Genomic DNA, 17,803 nt, shown 5'->3' on the forward strand with positions numbered 1-17,803 from the left:
GCCGCGCCGATGGCAGGATGTGGTTGTGGCTAGCGCAGTTCCCCCCGTCAACCGGCGTGGTGTGCTCGCCGGCGGCGTGGCTCTGGCGGCGCTCGGGGTGGTCACCTCCGCCTGCGGCGAATCCCCGCCGAAGCCCCCGGCCGTCGAAGAGCTGCTGGGGCCGTTGGATCAGGCCCGCAAGGACAGCGCGCTGGCCGGTGCCGCCGCAGCGGCCGTCGGCAATCCACCGCAGATCGCCGCCGCGCTGGCGGTGGTGGCGAATCAACGCGCCGCGCATGCCCGCGCGCTGTCGACGGAGATCTCGCGGGCAGCCGGCAAGATCACCAGCTCGTCGACCAGCGAGACGACGAGCCCCAGCCCGAGCGCGGCCGAGCCGCCGGGACCGCCGCCGGCGAGCACACCACGCCGGTTGACGGGGGGAACTGCGCTAGCCACAACCACATCCTGCCATCGGCGCGGCGGCGGTTACGAAGCCAGGCGCGATCGGGTCGTCAGAGGCGATTCCTGGCGTATCGTTGATAGCTGGCTCTCGCGGAACGGCAGCCCTCGCGTTCCGCCAGGACACTGGAGCCGCCCCCAAACCACGGGGCGGCGACACCCTCCAGCTGACCGGACAACTCAAGATGAGGAGCTCGCCGTGACCACCGGGCTACCTTCGCAGACGCAGGTGATCGAGCTACTCGGTGATGAGTTCGCGCGCGCCGGATACGAGATCGAAGACGTGGTCATCGACGCCCGGACGCGCCCCCCGCGGATCATGGTGGTCGCCGACGGTGACGACGCGCTCGACCTGGACACCATCGCGACGCTGTCGCGCTCAGCGTCGACTTTGCTGGACGGCATGGACGGCATCCGGGACCGGTATGTGCTCGAGGTGAGCTCGCCGGGCGTGGACCGCCCGCTGACCAGTGCCAAACACTTCCGCCGCGCCCGTGGCAGGAAGGTCGACGTGGACCTGTCGGACGGTTCGCGGCTGACGGGGCGCGTCGGCGAGACCCACGATCACGCGGTCGCCCTGGTGGTCCGCGAAGGCCGTGACTACCGGGTGCGCGACATTCCGCTCGCCGATATCGCCAAAGCCGTTGTCCAGGTGGAGTTTTCGCCCCCCGCCCAGGCGGAGCTGGACTTGGCGGGCCAGGCCGACAGGAAGGAGCGGCGCTGATGAACATCGACATGGCGGCGCTGCATGCCATCGAGGTGGATCGGGGCATCTCGGTCACCGAGCTACTCGAGACGATCAAGTCGGCGCTGCTCACCGCCTACCGGCACACCGAGGGCCACCAGAACGACGCCCGCATCGAGATCGACCGCAAGACCGGTGTCGTGAAGGTCGTCGCCCGCGAGACCGATGAGGACGGCAACGTCATCAGCGAATGGGACGACACCCCCGAGGGTTTCGGCCGCATCGCGGCGACCACCGCGCGGCAGGTCATGCTGCAGCGGTTCCGGGACGCGGAGAACGAGCGCACCTATGGCGAGTTCTCCACCCGCGAGGGGGAGATCGTCGCGGGCGTCATCCAGCGGGACAGCCGCGCCAACGCCCGCGGTCTGGTGGTGGTGCGGATGGGCACCGAAACCAAGGCCTCCGAGGGCGTGATCCCGGCGGCCGAACAGGTCCCCGGTGAAAGCTACGAACACGGCAACCGGGTGCGGTGCTACGTGATCGGTGTGACCCGCGGCGCCCGTGAGCCGATGATCACGCTGTCGCGGACGCATCCGAACCTGGTGCGCAAGCTGTTCTCCCTGGAGGTTCCCGAGATCGCCGACGGCTTGGTCGAGATCGTCGCGGTCGCGCGCGAGGCCGGCCATCGCTCCAAGATCGCGGTGAAATCCAATGTTCCCGGCCTGAACGCGAAGGGGGCCTGCATCGGCCCGATGGGACAGCGGGTCCGCAACGTGATGAGCGAGCTGTCCGGGGAGAAGATCGACATCATCGACTACGACGACGACCCGTCGCGGTTCGTCGCCAACGCCCTGTCACCGGCCAAGGTGGTCTCCGTGTCGATCATCGACCAGAGCGCGCGGGCCGCCCGCGTGGTGGTGCCCGATTTCCAGCTGTCGCTGGCCATCGGCAAGGAGGGCCAGAACGCGCGGTTGGCCGCCCGCCTCACCGGGTGGCGCATCGACATCCGCGGCGATACGCCGGGTGGTTCCGAGGCGCATTCGCAAGCTCACCCCGAACACGGCGCCACCCATCCGATGGCGCACGAGCGTTAGCGCAGCAACCCCGCCCGCCAGGGCGGCCGCGGGGGAGAGCGCCCAGCACCGTCGGGCGGTTCTGACGATCGGGTAAGTGACGCTAGACTGAGCCGTGATCCAGCGTGAGCCTTCGGTCTCGGCGCACAGGCGTGTGGACGGACCCGTCCGGACGTGTGTCGGGTGCCGGAAGCGAGAGTTGGTCGTCGAACTGCTTCGCGTAGTGGCTGTGTCGCGCGGGAACGGCGAATATGCCGTGATCGTTGACACCAGGAGTAGCCTGCCGGGGCGGGGTGCGTGGCTGCATCCCGTATCGCAGTGCGTGCAACAGGCGATTCGGCGGCGGGCTTTCACCAGAGCGCTGCGCATCGCCGGTCCCCCGGACGTGTCCGCGGTGGTCGAGCACCTAGAGTCTCTAGGCGCGCCCGATCGTCTCGGCACCAACAGAAGAGGCAGCAAAGAACATGAGCACACCGTGAAGTCCCGATGACCATGCGTCATAGCTAAACCCGAGGCGCGGCCCCACGACTGTCGCCTCATAGACAGGAGATGTAGTGGCAGGTAAGGCCCGCGTACACGAGTTGGCTAAGGAACTCGGTGTCACCAGCAAGGAAGTCCTCGCCCGGCTGAATGAACAGGGCGAATTCGTAAAATCCGCATCGTCAACGGTGGAGGCGCCGGTCGCTCGTCGACTGCGCGAATCCTTCGGGGGCGGCAAGGCGGCTCCCCAGAAGACCGCGGCCAAGGCGGCCGCCAAGGCTCCCGTCCGGGGACCGGACAAATCGCTCGATCAGGCACTCGACAAGGCCATCGGCAATGGCGAGGCCGCCGGCGCAGCGACGACGGCCACGGCGCAGGCCGCCCCGGCCGCGCCCACCGAAGCGCCGGCCCGTCCCGGGCCGGTGCCCGGCCGCCCCTCACCGGGACAGCCCGGGCAGCCGAAGCCGCCCGCGCCCGGCCAGCCGGCCGGCCAGCCCGGACCCCAACCCGGCATGACGCCGGGTCCGCGCCCCGGTCCGGCGCCGAAGCCCGGCGTGCGCACCCCGCGCGTCGGCAACAACCCGTTCTCGTCCGCGCAGCCCGTCGACCGGCCGATCCCGCGCCCGGTGCCCCGCCCCGGGGCGCCCCGGCCCGGTGCGCCGCGTCCCGGCGCTTCGCCCGGCAACATGCCGCCCCGTCCCGGCGGCGCCGCCGGTCAGGGCCGCCCGGCCCGGCCCGGCGCGCCGCGGCCCGGCGGTGGGCGCCCCGGCGGCCCCGGCGGTCGTGACGGCGGCGGTGGAAACTACCGCGGCGGTGGTGGAGTTGGGGCCCCGCCCGGGGGTGGCGGCGGTGCGGGAGGTTTTCGAGGCCGTCCCGGTGGCGGCGGTGGCGGCGGCGGCGGCCCCGGTCAGCGCGGCGGCGCGGCCGGCGCGTTCGGCCGTCCCGGGGGTGCGCCCCGACGCGGCCGCAAGTCCAAGCGGGCGAAACGCGCCGAATACGAGAACATGCAGGCGCCGGTCGTCGGCGGCGTGCGGTTGCCGCACGGCAACGGCGAGACGATCCGGCTGGCCCGCGGCGCGTCGCTCTCCGACTTCGCCGACAAGATCAACGCCAACCCGGCCTCGCTGGTGCAGGCGTTGTTCAACCTCGGCGAGATGGTGACGGCCACCCAATCGGTCGGCGACGAGACGCTCGAGCTGCTGGGCAGCGAGATGAACTACGTCGTCCAGGTCGTCAGCCCGGAGGACGAGGACCGCGAGCTGCTGGAGTCGTTCGACCTGACCTACGGCGAGGACGAGGGCGGCGAGGAAGACCTGCAGACCCGGCCGCCGGTGGTGACCGTGATGGGTCACGTCGACCACGGTAAAACGCGGCTGCTGGACACGATCCGGAACGCCAGCGTGCGTGAGGCCGAGGCCGGTGGCATCACCCAGCACATCGGTGCCTACCAGGTCTCGGTCGACCTCGACGGCAACGAGCGGCTGATCACCTTCATCGACACCCCGGGACACGAGGCGTTCACCGCCATGCGTGCCCGCGGCGCGAAGGCCACCGACATCGCCATCCTGGTGGTCGCCGCCGACGACGGCGTGATGCCGCAGACGGTGGAGGCCATCAACCACGCGCAGGCGGCCGACGTGCCGATCGTGGTGGCCGTCAACAAGATCGACAAGGAGGGCGCCGACCCGGCCAAGATCCGGGCACAGCTCACTGAATACGGTTTGGTGGCCGAGGATTTCGGTGGCGACACGATGTTCGTCGACATCTCGGCGAAGGAGGGCACGAACATCGAAGCGCTCGAAGAGGCGGTGCTGCTGACCGCCGACGCGGCCCTGGACCTGCGGGCCAACCCCGACATGGAGGCCCAGGGCGTGGCGATCGAGGCGCACCTGGACCGCGGCCGCGGCCCGGTCGCGACGGTGCTGGTGCAGCGCGGCACGCTGCGCGTCGGCGACTCGGTGGTGGCCGGCGACGCGTACGGTCGGGTTCGCCGCATGGTCGACGAGCACGGCGACGACGTCGAGGAGGCGTTGCCGTCGCGGCCGGTGCAGGTCATCGGCTTCACGTCGGTCCCGGGCGCCGGTGACAACTTCCTGGTCGTCGACGAAGACCGCATCGCTCGCCAGATCGCCGACCGGCGCAGCGCCCGCAGGCGCAACGCGCTGGCGGCGCGGTCCCGCAAGCGCATCAGCCTGGAGGACCTGGACTCGGCGCTGAAGGAAACCAGCCAGCTGAACCTGATCCTCAAGGGCGACAACGCCGGTACGGTCGAGGCGCTCGAGGAGGCCCTGATGGGCATCCAGGTCGACGACGAGGTGGAACTGCGCGTCATCGACCGTGGCGTCGGTGGCATCACCGAAACCAACGTCAACCTGGCGTCGGCGTCGGACGCGGTGATCATCGGGTTCAACGTGCGCGCCGAGGGCAAGGCGACGGAGCTGGCCAACCGCGAGGGTGTGGAGATCCGCTACTACTCGGTGATCTACCAGGCGATCGACGACATCGAGAAGGCCTTGCGCGGCATGCTCAAGCCGATCTACGAGGAGCAGGAGCTGGGTCGCGCCGAGATCCGCGCGATCTTCCGGTCCTCCAAGGTCGGCATCATCGCCGGCTGCATGATCAGCTCCGGGGTGGTGCGGCGCAACGCGAAGGCCCGCTTGTTGCGGGACAACGTCGTGGTCACCGAGAACCTCACGATCAACTCGCTGCGCCGGGAGAAGGACGACGTGACCGAGGTGCGCGAGGGCTTCGAGTGCGGTATGACGCTGGGCTACTCCGACATCAAGGAAGGCGACATCATCGAGTCCTACGAGCTCGTGCAGAAGGAGCGCGCCTGACCGCCACCGCCGACGATGCAGAACGAAGTGATGAGGAGAAGGCGGTGAATTCATAATGGCCGACCCCGCCCGGGCGCGCCGACTGGCCAAACGCATCAACACGATCGTCGCATCGGCGATCGAATTCGAGATCAAGGATCCGGGGCTCGACGGGGTGACCATCGTCGACACGAAGGTCACCGCCGACCTGCACGATGCGACGGTGTTCTACACCGTGATGGGCCGCACCCTGGACGACGAGCCGGACTACGCCGCCGCGGCGGCCGCGCTGGAGCGGGCCAAGGGCGCGCTGCGCACCATGGTGGGGGCGGGCACCGGTGTGCGCTTCACGCCGACCCTGACCTTCAGCCGCGACACCACGTTGGACACCGTGCAGCGGATGGACGAGTTGCTGGCGCGCGCCCGCGCCGCGGACGCGGACCTGGCGCGCGTCCGATCGGGGGCCAAGCCGGCCGGGGATGCCGATCCTTACCGTCCCAGCGGGGCAAGCGACGAGGACACCGGTGACGGCGACCGACGCGAAGACTGAGCTGTCCCGCGCCGCGGGAGCCGGGGCACGCGTCGACGCCCGCGGTGCGGTCGAATTGCTTTCCGCCGCCGAAACCATCGCGGTGGTCGCCCACGTCCACCCCGACGCCGACACCATCGGCGCCGGGCTGGCGCTGGCCTTGGTGCTGGACAAGTGCGGCAAAAGCGTCGAGGTCGGTTTCGCCGAGCCCGCGACGCTGCCCGAGTCGCTGGCCTCGCTGCCCGGCTGTGGATTGCTGGTGGCCGCGGATGCGATGCAGCGCGACGTCGATTTGGTTGTCACCGTTGACGTTCCGAGCGTCAAGCGGCTCGGCGCGCTCAGCGAGCTGGCCGGTCCGGGCCGCGAATCGCTGGTGATCGACCACCACGCCTCCAACGAGCTGTTCGGCACCGCGAATTTCGTTGACGTGTCGGCGGATTCGACCACGATGTTGATCGCCGACATCCTCGACGCGTGGGACAAGCCGATCGACCCGGACGTCGCGCACTGCATCTATGCCGGGCTGACCACCGACACCGGTTCCTTCCGCTGGGCCACCGCCCGCGCCCTTCGGCTGGCGGCCCGGCTGGTGGAGGCGGGCGTGGACAACGCGGCGATCAGCCGGACGCTGATGGACAGCCACCCCTTCGACTGGCTGCCGCTGCTCTCCCGCGTGCTGGGCTCCGCGCACCTGCTGCCCGACGCCGCCGGTGGTCGGGGGCTGGTGTATGCGGTTGTCCGACACCAGGATTGGATCAGTTCGCGTCCCGAGGAAGTCGAGAGCATCGTCGACATCGTGCGCACCACGCAGCAGGCGGAGGTGGCCGCGGTGTTCAAGGAGGTCGACCCGCTGCAGTGGTCGGTGTCGATGCGGGCCAAGGCCGAGGTGGACCTGGCGGCGGTCGCGTCCGCGTTCGGCGGGGGCGGTCACCGGCTGGCCGCCGGCTATTCGACGAGCGGCCCGATCGAGGACGCGGTGGCTTCGCTGCGCAGTGCCCTGGGCTAGGACGCCGTTGGGCTAGAACGCCCAGCTGCCCGCGCGCTGCAGCACGAATCCGTGGTCGCCGCTGGTGGTGTCCAGGCAGGCCACCAGGTTGTCGGCGCCGACGGCGCACGTGACGTTCAGGTACGTCAGCTTCTGGCCCACTCCGAGCAACTTGCCGCCCGGGGGAAGAGCCGCGGGGTTGCCGTCGCATCCGCCGTAGGACATGCGGCTCAATTGGTAGCCCGGCCCCTTGAACTCAGCGGAACCCACCAGGCAGTCGCCCGGGTGCGGGCGCCCGCCGAGGACGGGAACGTCGTCGATCCCGGGCATGTCGCCCTTGCACTTGATGTCCTGTGACGGCTGCGGCGCGGGCGCCGGCCCGCCGTAGAAGTCGCACGCCAGCGAGTACGGGGTGGAGAAACTGATTCGGGGCGGGGTGCCCGGCCCGGAGCTGGCCACGTAGCCGTCCGCCGGGACCGGGGCGAAACCGTCCAGACTGGGAAAGCCCGCCGGTGGCAGCGCGGCCGCGCGCGGCAACGCGGGCCCCGCGAGCGCGAACGCGAGCGCCAGAGCGCCCACCAGGACCCTCACGGTGACGTCGACGACCGTACGCATCAGCTGATCGTATGGGTTGACCTCAGTTCACCCATAAACCAGCGGCGATCAAAACGGACCCGAGGGCCATGACCAGGCCTAATGCCGGCCATTTCCACATCCCGGGGCGTCGGCGAGCACCCGCGACCAGCGCCCCGACGCATGACACCAGCAGTCCCACGGCTATTCCGGCGACGATGACGACCGTCCCGGCGAAGGTGCGGTGGACGAAGTGGGTGACACCGGGGCTGTCGCAGTTATCGCTGCATATCGGCAGCATCAACCACATCGAGGACAACAATGCCAAGGCGAACGCCCCGGCACTGACCACCAGCTGCACGACGAAGAGCAGCACGGTCGCGACGGTGTCCGCGGTCGCTCGTCCGCGCCGCTGAGGCGGCGGGAATTGCGTCATCAGTTCGGCCGCTAACGGACCTGGGCCCGGCCGCGCTGCAGCACCGCCTCGCGGTTGGCGGCGATGTCGTCGCCACTGGTCCGGAACCGGCGGGCCGCCATCGCCTCCTGCCACAAGCCCGCGCTGGTCTGCGCGTCGTCGATCCGGTGATAGGACGCCAGCAGCGCCCGCACCGCGTCCTGGTTGTTGCCGACGATCGACGCCGCCACGGCGCGGGCGGTGCCCGACAGCGCCTCGTGCGGCACCACCTCGGTCACCAGCCCGGCGCGCAGCGCGTCGGCCGCCGACAGGTAGTCCCCGGTCATGCTCATGCGCCGGGCCAGGCCGACGCCCACCTTCTGCGGCAGCCGCACGCTCAGCCCCCAGGTGGGCAGCAGGCCCACGCGGGCGTGGGTGTCGGCGAACCGGGCGTTCTCCGAGGCGATCAGGATGTCGCAGTACAGGGCCAGCTCCAGTCCGCCGGTCACCGCGGCGCCGTTGATCGCACCGATGACCGGCTTGCTCAGCGGTGGCCACCGCGGGGAGATGTCCGGAAGAGCCGAGGAACCCCCCAGCTCCTTGAGGTCCAGGCCCGCGCAGAACACCGGGTCGGTGCCGGTGACGATGATGACGTCGACGTCGTCGTCGGTTTCCGCGTCGGCGAGGGCCCCGAAGAACCGATCCCGCAGCGCGGAGGACAGCGCGTTGCGGGACTGCGGCCGATTGAGGGTCAGGGTGCGCACCCGCTCGTCGGTCTCGATCAGCAGGATGTCATCGGTCATGTGTTCACCGTAGAGGGTGACTCGCGGCGCCTATCGTGGATCCCATGTGCCGGAACATCACCGAGCTGAGGGGCTTGCAGCCCGCGGCCACGCCGCAGGAAATCGCGGCGGCGGCGCGCCAGTACGTCCGCAAGGTCAGCGGCATCACCCACCCGTCGGCGATCAACGCCGAGGCGTTCGAAGCCGCCGTCGCCGAGGTGACCGAGACGACGACGCGGTTGTTGGCGGCGCTGCCCCCGCGACGGCAGCCGCCCAAGACGGTCCCGCCGCTGCGCCGGCCCGAAGTGATCGCCCGCCTCGAGAACGCGCAATGACGCAGACGACCACCACCGGAACCGCGACGCCCGCGCTGAAGGAGTGGAGCGCGGCGGTGCACGCCCTGCTGGACGGGCGGCAGCGGGTGCTGCTGCGCAAGGGCGGCATCGGGGAGAAGCGCTTCGAGCTGGCCGCCGACGAGTTCCTGTTGTTCCCGACGGTCGCGCACAGCCACGCGGAGCGCGTCCGGCCCGAGCATCGCGACCTGCTCGAGGCGGCCGCCGCCGACAGCGCCGAGGATCGCCTGGTGATCCGGGCGGCGGCGAAAGTCGTTGCGGCGGTGCCGGTTAACCAGCCCGAGGGCCTGCCGTCGATCGAGGACCTGCACATCTGGACCGCCGAGTCGGTGCGCGCCGACCGGCTGGACTTCCGCCCGAAGCACAAGCTGGCGGTGCTGGTGGTGTCGGTGCATCCGTTGGCCGAGCCGGTGGACATCACCCGCGCACCCGACTACGGGGGCTGCAAGAGCTGGGTGGAGCTGCCCGTGCGGGCGCCGTTCGGGGCGCCCGTTCATGACGACGCGGCGCTAGCCGAGGTCGCCGCCCGCGTCCGCCGCGCCGTTGGCTGACAGGTCGAGCGGGCCGACGGGCAGCAGCAGCCGGGAGCGGCCGTAGCGCACGGTGTGGGTGGCCGGCCTGGACTGCCGGCCCGTCAGGATCGGCTCGTCGGTGCCCAGGTTGCGCGCGTAACGGGGGAACCAGCTGCCGGCGATCAGCACCCGGATGCGGGAGCCGGCGCGGAAGCGGTGGGCGACGCCGTCGAGCTCGATGCGGAGGGTTTTCTTCGAGTTCTTTGCGTTCTTGGCGGCGGCGTCCAGCCGCCGGTAGCCGTCGCTGACGTTCTTCGATCGGCCCTTGAAGTCGACCTCGCTCACCCGGACGAACAGGTCGACGTGGGGGTTGTCCGCGCCGTGCGCCAGCTCGACCACCGGGCTCCCGTAGACGCAGAGGTCGTGGGTGAGGGTGAGGCTGGTGAAGGCCAGCACGTCGTCGCGCGCGGCGAGCCGGCTGTCGTCGCGGTAGCCGCCGTTCGGCGAGAGCAACGGTCCGCCCGTGGTAGGGGTGGGGTCGGCGGGGTCGTAGCGGAAGGTCGCCGGTGCCAGCCGCGTCAGGTCCGTCGGCGCGGTCTCGCCGAGGTGGCCGCCCGGCCGCAGGTACAGCGCGCGTTCGGTGGTGGCCGGCGGCCAGTCGGGCACGTTGCGCCAGCCCTGCCCGGTGACGCAGACCCGCACCCGGCTGGGCCGGTCCGCGGGCGCGCCGCCCAGGTGGGTGTCCAGCCAGTCCAGCGACTCCCGCATGCAGGTGCTCAATCCGGTGGTGAGCACCTGGGCGTGCGTCCACGGGCCCATGGTGAGCGCGACGTCGAGGCCCCGGCCGCGCAGGTGCGCGTACTGCTGCAGCGTCTGCCTGACGAAGATGTCCTGCCAGCCGCCGATCAGCAGCACGGGCACCTCGGCCCGGTCCAGCGCGGCGCCGCAGCGCAGCGCGTCCCAGAACGGGTCGCCCGGATCGGTGTGCTCCACCCACGACTCGAACCACGGCGCGCCCGCGCCGAGCAGCGCGCGAGCCGTCTCGCCGACCGGCAGCCCGAGGGCCGCCTGTGCCACCTTGCCGCGGTTCTGCAGCTGGCGCAGCGCGGAACGCGCCCGGATCGGGTCCTCCTGGTGGGCCACCATGTCGCTCCAGCCCAGGAAGTCGTTGATGGCGAACGAGCCTGTGCCCCAGACGGATTCGTTGAAATCGTGCGGCCCCACCGTGATGACGGCCGCGGCCAGCTCCGGTGGGGGATCGGTCAGTAGCGCCCACTGGGTGAACCCGAGGTAGGACAGGCCGACGGTGGCGAAGCTGCCGGTGAACCAGGGCTGCTCGCGCAGCCAGGCCACGGTGTCGGCGCCGTCGGCGGCCTCGTTGGCCATCGGCTCGAATGCCCCGCCCGACCCGAACGTGCCGCGCACGCTCTGCAACACGACGTGGTAGCCGCGGCTTGCGTACAGCGCCCCGAACAGCAGCGAGAACGGCAACGCGCGCCCGTAAGGGCCCCGGGCCAGCACGGTGCCGGCGGCCGACGCGGTGGCCGGCGCGTAGTGATCGGCCACCAGGTCGACCCCGTCGCGCATGGGCACCCGCACGCGTTCGACGGTGTAGTCCATCGTCGCGGGCCGCAGCCCCAGCAGCCGGCCGGCGGCCTTGGCGCCGACGTGCCGCAGGGTGTGCAGGGCGGGCTGGGCTGGTCGCGTGGAGGTGATACTCACGGTGCCCAGGTTAAGGCCCGCCGGTCCCTAGAACTTGTAGTAAGGCGCCAGGTCGTTGGCGCGCTGCAGATTGGTGGACATGCAGTCCACCTCGGGATTGGAGTAGACCGTCGAGTAGTACAGCGCCTGCTGCAGCACGCCGTAGCTGGTCTTGAACACGGTCATGCAGGAGTAATACCAGTAGCTGTTGTGGTACGTCGGCTTGAGCACCCAGTACTGCGCGGCGCGGTGGCCCGCGATCGTCGTCTCGACGGCGTCGGGCGGCAGCGTCTCCTCGTAGGTGCGCCAGATGATCGGCTCGACGGCCACCTGGTAGTTACCCGCGTCGAAGTGGCAGCGCAGGCCGTCTTCGTGTTCGGGCGGTGTGAATCCCAGCCCGAGCCGCTGGATCACGTCGAACGGGATGTCCTCGCACGCGTCGAAGGGGCGCGGGTCGGTGGTCGCCACGATCGGGCTCTTCATCGTGGTCTCCATCGGCGCCGCGGTCGAGCGCAGCTCGACGCGCCCACCGCCCTCGGGCCCCGGCGCGGCCCCCAGCCATCCCGCGGTGCCTGCTACGGCCGCTGCGACCAGGGCGCCCACCGCCCCGATCAGACGCACCTTGGCGAACACGACACCCCCTGACGGCTCGGCGCTCCTTTGCCGGGAGTGTACAAGTCGCGTCGGTGAGGCCACAGGGAAACAAGAACACGTTCTAATGCCGCGGGCAAGGGCCGGTCCTGGCCGGCCCGCGACCGCGGGTCATTAGGCTGGTTAATCGTGGCTGGTCAAAATGCGGGGCACGAATCGCCCAACGGGGGACAACCGACGCTGTGGGCCGTCTCCGACCTGCACACCGGGCACCTCGGCAACAAGCCCGTCACCGAATCCCTGCACCCGTCCTCGCCGGACGATTGGCTGATCGTCGCCGGCGACGTCGCCGAACGCACCGACGAGATCCGCTGGGCGCTTGACCTGCTGCGCCGCCGATTCGCGAAGGTGATCTGGGTGCCCGGCAATCACGAGCTGTGGACCACCACCCGCGACCCGGTGCAGATCTTCGGCAAGTCCCGCTATGACTACCTGGTCAACATGTGCGACGAGATGGGCGTCGTCACCCCCGAACATCCCTTCCCGGTGTGGACCGAGCGCGGCGGCCCCGCCACGATCGTGCCGATGTTCCTGCTCTACGACTACAGCTTCTTGCCCGAGGGTGCGACGAGCAAAGCGGAGGGCCTGACCATCGCGCGGGAGCGCAACGTCGTCGCCACCGACGAATTCCTGCTCTCGCCGGAGCCGTACCCGACCCGGGAGGCCTGGTGCCGGGAGCGGCTCGCCGCCACTCGGGCCCGCCTCGAGCAACTCGACTGGATGACGCCGACGGTTCTGGTGAACCATTTCCCGATGGTGCGCGAACCCTGCGACGCGCTGTTCTATCCCGAGTTCTCGCTGTGGTGCGGAACCACCAAGACCGCCGACTGGCACACGCGATACAACGCCGTCTGTTCGGTCTACGGCCACCTGCACATCCCGCGGACCACCTGGTACGACGACGTGCGCTTCGAGGAGGTGTCGGTGGGCTACCCGCGGGAATGGCGGCGCCGCAAGCCGCACAGCTGGTTGCGCCAGGTGCTGCCCGACCCGCAGTACGCGCCGGGCTACCTCAACGACTTTGGCGGCCATTTCGAGATCACCCCCGAGATGCGGCAGCAGGCCGCGCAGTTCCGGGAACGGTTGCGGCAGCGGCAGTCCCGATGACCGAGCAGTTGCTGGTCTCCTCGGTACTGCCCGACGCGCGCGAGCTGGCCTACTCCGAGCTGTATTCCGACCCGCCCGATCTGGCCCCGCTGCCCGAGGAGGAGCCGCTGATCGCCAAGTCGGTCGCCAAGCGGCGCAACGAGTTCATCACCGTCAGGCACTGCGCCCGCGTGGCGATGGGCGAACTCGGCCTGCCGCCGGTGCCGATCCTCAAGGGCGACAAGGGCGAACCGTGCTGGCCCGACGGCGTGGTGGGCAGCCTCACCCACTGCACCGGCTACCGCGGCGCGGTCGTGGGCCGCACCGAGGCGGTGCGCTCGCTGGGCATCGACGCCGAACCGCACGACGTGTTGCCCGACGGCGTGCTGAACGCGATCAGCCTGCCCGAGGAGCGCCACGAGATGGCGGCGCTGCCCGCGGGCCTGCACTGGGACCGAATCCTGTTCTGCGCCAAGGAGGCAACGTACAAGGCCTGGTTTCCATTGACCGAGCGCTGGCTGGGTTTCGAGGACGCCCACATCGTGTTCGACCTCGACCCGCCCGACGGCGGGACGACCGGGGTGTTCGTGTCCAAGATCCTGATCGACGGGCAGGCGCTCGACGGGCCACCGCTGACCGCGCTGCGGGGCCGGTGGTCGGTGGAGCGGGGACTGGTGCTGACCGCCATCGTGCTATGACGTCGAGCCCTGCCGGCCCTGGGTTGGTCATCGTCGACAAACCGGCCGGGATGACCAGTCACGACGTGGTGGGGCGCTGCCGTCGCATCTTCGCCACCCGCAGGGTGGGGCACGCCGGGACGCTGGACCCGATGGCCACCGGCGTGCTGGTGATCGGCGTGGACCGCGCCACCAAGATCCTCGGCCTGCTGACGGCCGCTTCCAAGTCGTACGCCGCCACCATCCGGCTCGGGCAGACCACGTCCACCGAGGACGCCGAAGGGGAAGTGCTGCACAGCGTTTCGGCCGCGCACCTGACGCGCGGGGAGATCGACACCGCGGTCGCCGGCCTACGCGGTGAGATCGACCAGGTGCCGTCGGCGGTGAGCGCCATCAAGGTGGACGGCCGCCGCGCCTACCGGCTGGTTCGCGAGGGCCAGGCCGTCGAACTCGCGGCCCGGCCGGTCCGCATCGACCGCTTCGAGGTGTGCGACGTTCGCTCCGATGGTCCCTTCGTCGACGTCGACGTGGAAGTCGACTGCTCGTCGGGCACCTACGTTCGCGCCCTGGCCCGCGACGTCGGCGCCGCACTCGGCGTGGGCGGACATCTGACGGCCCTGCGGCGCACCCGCGTGGGCCGCTTCACGCTGGAGCAGGCCCGTTCGCTCGAAGACCTGGCCGAGCGGCCCGCCCTGTCCTTGACCCTGGACGAGGCGTGCCTGCTGGTCTTTCCGCGGCGCGAGCTGACCGCCGAGGAGGCCGAGGCCGCGGCCAACGGGCGAGGCCTCTCGCCGGCGGGCATCGACGGCGTCTACGCCGCCTGCGACGCCGGCGGCCGGGTGATCGCGCTGCTGCGCGACGAGGGCTCGCGGACCAAGTCGGTGGTGGTGATCCGCCCGGCGACGCTGTAGCGAAGGGTCCCCATCGAGCGCCCGGTGGGGTTAAGTTGCACACTGGGGGCCTGAGCCGCTGGAAAGGGACAAAGATGTCTAACAAGGTGTACGTCGTCGGCGTCGGCATGACGAAGTTCGAGAAGCCGGGCCGCCGCGAAGGCTGGGACTACCCCGACATGGCGCGCGAGTCGGGCACCAACGCGCTCACCGACGCGGGCGTCGACTACCGCGAGGTGCAGCAGGGCTACGTCGGCTACGTCGCCGGCGATTCGACGTCCGGGCAGCGCGCCCTCTACGAACTGGGCATGACGGGAATTCCGATCGTCAACGTCAACAACAACTGCTCGACCGGCTCCACCGCGCTCTTCCTGGCGGCCCAGGCCATCCGCGGCGGGATCGTCGACTGCGCCATCGCGCTCGGCTTCGAGAAGATGCAGCCCGGTTCGCTGAGCGGCGGAGCCCAGGACCGCGAATCGCCGATGGGCAAGCACGTCAAGGCGATGGCCGAGATCGACGAGTTCGCCATGCCCGTCGCGCCCTGGATGTTCGGCGCCGCGGGCCGCGAGCACATGCGCCAATACGGCACCACCGCAGAGCATTTCGCGAAAATCGGCTACAAGAACCACAAGCACTCGGTCAATAACCCGTTCGCGCAGTTCCAGGAGTCCTACACGCTCGACGACATCCTGGCGGCGCGGATGATCTCCGACCCGCTGACCAAGTTGCAGTGCTCGCCCACCTCAGACGGTTCCGGCGCGGCGATCCTGGCCTCGGAGAGCTTCGTCGACAGCCGTGGGCTGGCGGGCCAGGCCGTGGAGATCGTCGGTCAGGCGATGACGACCGACTTCGAGTCGACCTTCGACGGAAGTGCCAAGAACCTGATCGGCTACGACATGAATGTCCAAGCGGCCCAACAGGTTTACCACCAGTCCGGGTTGGGGCCCGAGGACTTCCAGGTGATCGAGCTGCACGACTGCTTCTCGGCCAACGAATTGCTGCTATACGAGGCGCTGGGGCTGTGCGGCCCGGGTGAGGCGCCCAAGCTGATCGACAACGGCGACACCACCTACGGCGGGCGGTGGGTGGTCAACCCCTCGGGCGGCCTGATCTCGAAGGGTCACCCGCTTGGCGCCACCGGGCTGGCGCAATGCGCCGAGCTGACCTGGCAGCTGCGCGGCACCGCGGACAAGCGTCAGGTCGAGAACGTCAGCGCCGCACTGCAACACAACATCGGTCTGGGCGGCGCGGCCGTCGTGACCGCCTACCAGCGCGCCGAGCGCTGACGGGCGGCTAGCTCGAATGGCGGCGACCCGCGGCGCCCGGCTTCGCCGCGCTTGCGATCGCCGCTAGCTCGAATGGCGGCGACCCGCGGCGCCCGGCTTTGCCGCGCTTGCGATCGCCGCTAGCCGACCACCCAGATCGCCCGCGCGGCCGGGCTGCCCAGGTCGACCGTCGTCTCGGCGCCATCGCCCGAGTCGATCGCCACCGAGATCATGCCGGCGAATTCCCGACGGGTCAGGACCCGCAGCCGGGAGTCGAGGTTGATGCCGACGTCGGCGAAATAGCGCAGCATCTGCGGGTCGGCGTCGGAGATGCGGGCGACCGTTCCGGCGTCGCCGTCGTCGCACGCCCAGAGCTGACGCGCCGGCGGGGTGGGCACCTGCCCGTCCGAGGCCGGGATGGGGTCGCCGTGCGGGTCGCGCTGCGGGAACCCCAGCTTGGCGTCGATGCGGGCGACCAGCCGGTCCGACACCGCATGCTCGAGCACTTCGGCCTCGTCGTGCACCTCGTCCCAGCCGTAGCCGAGCTCGTTGACCAGGAAGGTCTCCAGCAGCCGATGCCGGCGCACCATGGCCAGCGCCGCGCGCCTGCCGGCCTCGGTCAGCGAAACCGCGCCGTATTTCTCGTGGTCGACCAGGCCCTGTTCGGCCAGTTTGCGGATCGACTCCGAGGCGGTGCTGGCCGACACCCCGATCTTCTCGGCCAGCATCTTGGTGCTGACCTTTTCCACCGACCATTCCTGCGCGTTCCAGATGGCCTTCAGATAGTCCTGGCCGACCGCGGTGAGACCGCCACGCTCTTCGTCAGCCTTCACACCGAGAGAGTTTAGGCAACCCACGCCTGATCGTGTGCTCCTCGACACCGTCGCGCATGCGGATCTCCCGGCGGGGGGCCGCGCGCCGTAGGCTTGCGGTCGTGCAGCGGTGGCGCGGCCAAGACGAGATTCCCACGGACTGGGGCAGGTGTGTGCTCACCATCGGTGTTTTCGATGGGGTGCACCGGGGCCACGCCGAGCTGATCGCGCATGCGGTGAAGGCCGGCCGCGCCCGCAACGTCCCGACGGTGCTGATGACCTTCGACCCGCACCCGATGGAAGTGGTCTACCCGGGCAGCCATCCGGCGCAGCTGACGACGCTGACGCGACGCGCCGAGCTGGTCGAGGAGATGGGCATCGACGTCTTCCTCGTGATGCCGTTCACCAGCGATTTCATGAAGCTGACCCCGGAGCGCTACGTCCACGAGCTGCTGGTGGAGCACCTGCATGTGGTGGAGGTCGTGGTGGGGGAGAACTTCACCTTCGGCAAGAAGGCGGCCGGCAACGTCGAGACGCTGCGGCGCGCGGGGGACCGGTTCGGGTTCGCGGTGGAGGCGATGTCCCTACTTTCGGAGCACCACAGCAACGAGACGGTGACGTTCTCGTCCACCTACATCCGGTCCTGCGTCGACGCCGGTGACGTGGTGGCGGCCATGGAGGCGTTGGGCCGTCCGCACCGGGTCGAGGGTGTGGTCGTCCGGGGCGAGGGGCGCGGCATGGAGCTGGGGTTCCCGACCGCCAACGTGGCGCCGCCGATGTATTCGGCGATCCCGGCCGACGGCGTGTACGCCGCCTGGTTCACCCTGCTCGGCCACGGGCCGGTGACCGGCACCGTCGTGCCGGGCGAGCGCTACCAGGCCGCGGTGTCGGTCGGCACCAACCCGACCTTCTCCGGGCGCACCCGCACCGTCGAGGCCTTCGTCCTGGACACCACCGCCGACCTCTACGGTCAGTACGTGGCGTTGGACTTCGTCGCGCGCATCCGCGGGCAGCACAAGTTCGACTCGGTGAAGGACCTCATCGACGCGATGGGCAAAGACACCGAACGGGCCCGCACCACCCTGTCGGCCCAGGACTGAT

The 17,803-nt window shown here is 70.2% G+C and carries 19 protein-coding genes and 1 pseudogene; 14 read left to right on the forward strand and 6 right to left on the reverse strand.

The annotated features are described in order from the left end of the window. Positions 1–25: 25 nt before the first annotated feature. From A5704_RS29350 to A5704_RS21180, 7 genes and pseudogenes are all read left to right on the forward strand, one after another. Positions 26–460, forward strand: a pseudogene (locus A5704_RS29350) (hypothetical protein); the annotation flags it as partial. Positions 461–637: 177 nt separating this feature from the next. After that, positions 638–1,162 (forward strand): ribosome maturation factor RimP, encoded by a 525-nt coding sequence (gene rimP, locus A5704_RS21160; protein WP_067759954.1) that lies wholly within the window; start codon positions 638–640, stop codon positions 1,160–1,162. Then, the gene (nusA, locus tag A5704_RS21165) at positions 1,162–2,217 is read left to right on the forward strand and encodes a transcription termination factor NusA (protein ID WP_067779283.1); all 1,056 of its coding nucleotides are present in this window, start codon (positions 1,162–1,164) and stop codon (positions 2,215–2,217) included. Before rimP ends, nusA begins: the two co-directional genes overlap by 1 nt. Before the next feature lie 208 nt (positions 2,218–2,425). Beyond that, on the forward strand, positions 2,426–2,686 hold the full coding sequence (locus tag A5704_RS27920) for a YlxR family protein (RefSeq protein ID WP_369828483.1): 261 nt from the start codon (positions 2,426–2,428) through the stop codon (positions 2,684–2,686). Positions 2,687–2,750: 64 nt separating this feature from the next. After that, on the forward strand, positions 2,751–5,513 hold the full coding sequence (gene infB / locus A5704_RS21170) for a translation initiation factor IF-2 (protein ID WP_067890872.1): 2,763 nt from the start codon (positions 2,751–2,753) through the stop codon (positions 5,511–5,513). A gap of 55 nt (positions 5,514–5,568) precedes the next feature. Beyond that, positions 5,569–6,042, forward strand: a complete 474-nt coding sequence (rbfA, locus tag A5704_RS21175) for a 30S ribosome-binding factor RbfA (RefSeq protein WP_067759943.1) — start codon at positions 5,569–5,571, stop codon at positions 6,040–6,042. After that, complete coding sequence (locus tag A5704_RS21180; RefSeq protein ID WP_067780310.1) at positions 6,017–7,027, forward strand: bifunctional oligoribonuclease/PAP phosphatase NrnA; 1,011 nt, start codon at positions 6,017–6,019, stop codon at positions 7,025–7,027. Before rbfA ends, A5704_RS21180 begins: the two co-directional genes overlap by 26 nt. A gap of 12 nt (positions 7,028–7,039) precedes the next feature. Here the strand turns inward: A5704_RS21180 and A5704_RS21185 are convergent, their stop codons facing one another. The 3 genes from A5704_RS21185 to A5704_RS21195 are packed head-to-tail and all read right to left on the reverse strand — an operon-like array spanning position 7,040 to position 8,776. Further along, positions 7,040–7,621: a hypothetical protein gene (locus A5704_RS21185; protein ID WP_067780307.1), complete on the reverse strand. Its 582-nt coding sequence runs from the start codon at positions 7,619–7,621 to the stop codon at positions 7,040–7,042. 22 nt (positions 7,622–7,643) lie between these two features. Beyond that, positions 7,644–8,015 carry a hypothetical protein gene (locus tag A5704_RS21190; protein WP_067780304.1) on the reverse strand — a complete coding sequence of 124 codons (372 nt, stop codon included), beginning with the start codon at positions 8,013–8,015 and terminating at the stop codon, positions 7,644–7,646. An 11-nt stretch (positions 8,016–8,026) separates the two neighbouring features. Continuing rightward, on the reverse strand, positions 8,027–8,776 hold the full coding sequence (locus A5704_RS21195) for an enoyl-CoA hydratase (protein WP_067759932.1): 750 nt from the start codon (positions 8,774–8,776) through the stop codon (positions 8,027–8,029). A gap of 44 nt (positions 8,777–8,820) precedes the next feature. Here A5704_RS21195 and A5704_RS21200 point away from each other — a divergent pair, with 44 nt between their 5' ends. Next, entirely contained in the window at positions 8,821–9,090 is a 270-nt protein-coding gene (locus A5704_RS21200; protein ID WP_067890876.1) for a DUF2277 domain-containing protein, read from the forward strand. Further along, positions 9,087–9,659: a DUF1802 family protein gene (locus tag A5704_RS21205; protein WP_067759923.1), complete on the forward strand. Its 573-nt coding sequence runs from the start codon at positions 9,087–9,089 to the stop codon at positions 9,657–9,659. The genes A5704_RS21200 and A5704_RS21205 overlap by 4 nt, the downstream gene beginning before the upstream one ends. On the opposite strand, the gene A5704_RS21210 is transcribed toward A5704_RS21205, so the two are convergent. Further along, positions 9,618–11,342 (reverse strand): CocE/NonD family hydrolase, encoded by a 1,725-nt coding sequence (locus tag A5704_RS21210; RefSeq protein ID WP_067759920.1) that lies wholly within the window; start codon positions 11,340–11,342, stop codon positions 9,618–9,620. The two genes, A5704_RS21205 and A5704_RS21210, sit on opposite strands and share 42 nt — an antisense overlap. Before the next feature lie 27 nt (positions 11,343–11,369). Beyond that, positions 11,370–11,954, reverse strand: a complete 585-nt coding sequence (locus A5704_RS21215) for a DUF3558 domain-containing protein (RefSeq protein WP_067759917.1) — start codon at positions 11,952–11,954, stop codon at positions 11,370–11,372. A gap of 147 nt (positions 11,955–12,101) precedes the next feature. Between A5704_RS21215 and A5704_RS21220 the strand changes: the two genes are divergently transcribed. From A5704_RS21220 to A5704_RS21235, 4 genes are all read left to right on the forward strand, one after another. Beyond that, complete coding sequence (locus A5704_RS21220; protein WP_067759913.1) at positions 12,102–13,079, forward strand: metallophosphoesterase; 978 nt, start codon at positions 12,102–12,104, stop codon at positions 13,077–13,079. Then, positions 13,076–13,756: a 4'-phosphopantetheinyl transferase gene (locus A5704_RS21225; RefSeq protein ID WP_067890879.1), complete on the forward strand. Its 681-nt coding sequence runs from the start codon at positions 13,076–13,078 to the stop codon at positions 13,754–13,756. Before A5704_RS21220 ends, A5704_RS21225 begins: the two co-directional genes overlap by 4 nt. After that, complete coding sequence (gene truB, locus A5704_RS21230) at positions 13,753–14,646, forward strand: tRNA pseudouridine(55) synthase TruB (RefSeq protein ID WP_067750941.1); 894 nt, start codon at positions 13,753–13,755, stop codon at positions 14,644–14,646. Before A5704_RS21225 ends, truB begins: the two co-directional genes overlap by 4 nt. 74 nt (positions 14,647–14,720) lie before the next feature. Further along, positions 14,721–15,911, forward strand: a complete 1,191-nt coding sequence (locus A5704_RS21235) for a lipid-transfer protein (protein ID WP_067750936.1) — start codon at positions 14,721–14,723, stop codon at positions 15,909–15,911. A 119-nt stretch (positions 15,912–16,030) separates the two neighbouring features. Here the strand turns inward: A5704_RS21235 and mntR are convergent, their stop codons facing one another. Next, the gene (mntR, locus tag A5704_RS21240) at positions 16,031–16,723 is read right to left on the reverse strand and encodes a manganese-binding transcriptional regulator MntR (protein ID WP_067780289.1); all 693 of its coding nucleotides are present in this window, start codon (positions 16,721–16,723) and stop codon (positions 16,031–16,033) included. A 101-nt stretch (positions 16,724–16,824) separates the two neighbouring features. Between mntR and A5704_RS21245 the strand changes: the two genes are divergently transcribed. Continuing rightward, a complete protein-coding gene (locus tag A5704_RS21245) occupies positions 16,825–17,802 on the forward strand; it encodes a bifunctional riboflavin kinase/FAD synthetase (RefSeq protein WP_067750956.1) in 978 nt (325 codons plus the stop codon). Position 17,803: the final 1 nt, after the last annotated feature.

The organism is Mycobacterium sp. E735, from assembly GCF_001666955.1.
Taxonomy (GTDB): domain Bacteria; phylum Actinomycetota; class Actinomycetes; order Mycobacteriales; family Mycobacteriaceae; genus Mycobacterium.

Bases quoted from the DNA above. Each gene is read 5' to 3' on its own strand.
- A5704_RS21235 (WP_067750936.1), top strand. From the start codon at position 14,721: ATGTCTAACAAGGTGTACGTCGTCGGCGTCGGCATGACGAAGTTCGAG.
- A5704_RS21205 (WP_067759923.1), top strand. From the start codon at position 9,087: ATGACGCAGACGACCACCACCGGAACCGCGACGCCCGCGCTGAAGGAG.
- truB (WP_067750941.1), top strand. From the start codon at position 13,753: ATGACGTCGAGCCCTGCCGGCCCTGGGTTGGTCATCGTCGACAAACCG.
- A5704_RS21195 (WP_067759932.1), bottom strand. From the start codon at position 8,776: ATGACCGATGACATCCTGCTGATCGAGACCGACGAGCGGGTGCGCACC.
- nusA (WP_067779283.1), top strand. From the start codon at position 1,162: ATGAACATCGACATGGCGGCGCTGCATGCCATCGAGGTGGATCGGGGC.
- rbfA (WP_067759943.1), top strand. From the start codon at position 5,569: ATGGCCGACCCCGCCCGGGCGCGCCGACTGGCCAAACGCATCAACACG.
- A5704_RS21225 (WP_067890879.1), top strand. From the start codon at position 13,076: ATGACCGAGCAGTTGCTGGTCTCCTCGGTACTGCCCGACGCGCGCGAG.
- A5704_RS21190 (WP_067780304.1), bottom strand. From the start codon at position 8,015: ATGACGCAATTCCCGCCGCCTCAGCGGCGCGGACGAGCGACCGCGGAC.
- A5704_RS21200 (WP_067890876.1), top strand. From the start codon at position 8,821: ATGTGCCGGAACATCACCGAGCTGAGGGGCTTGCAGCCCGCGGCCACG.
- A5704_RS21185 (WP_067780307.1), bottom strand. From the start codon at position 7,621: ATGCGTACGGTCGTCGACGTCACCGTGAGGGTCCTGGTGGGCGCTCTG.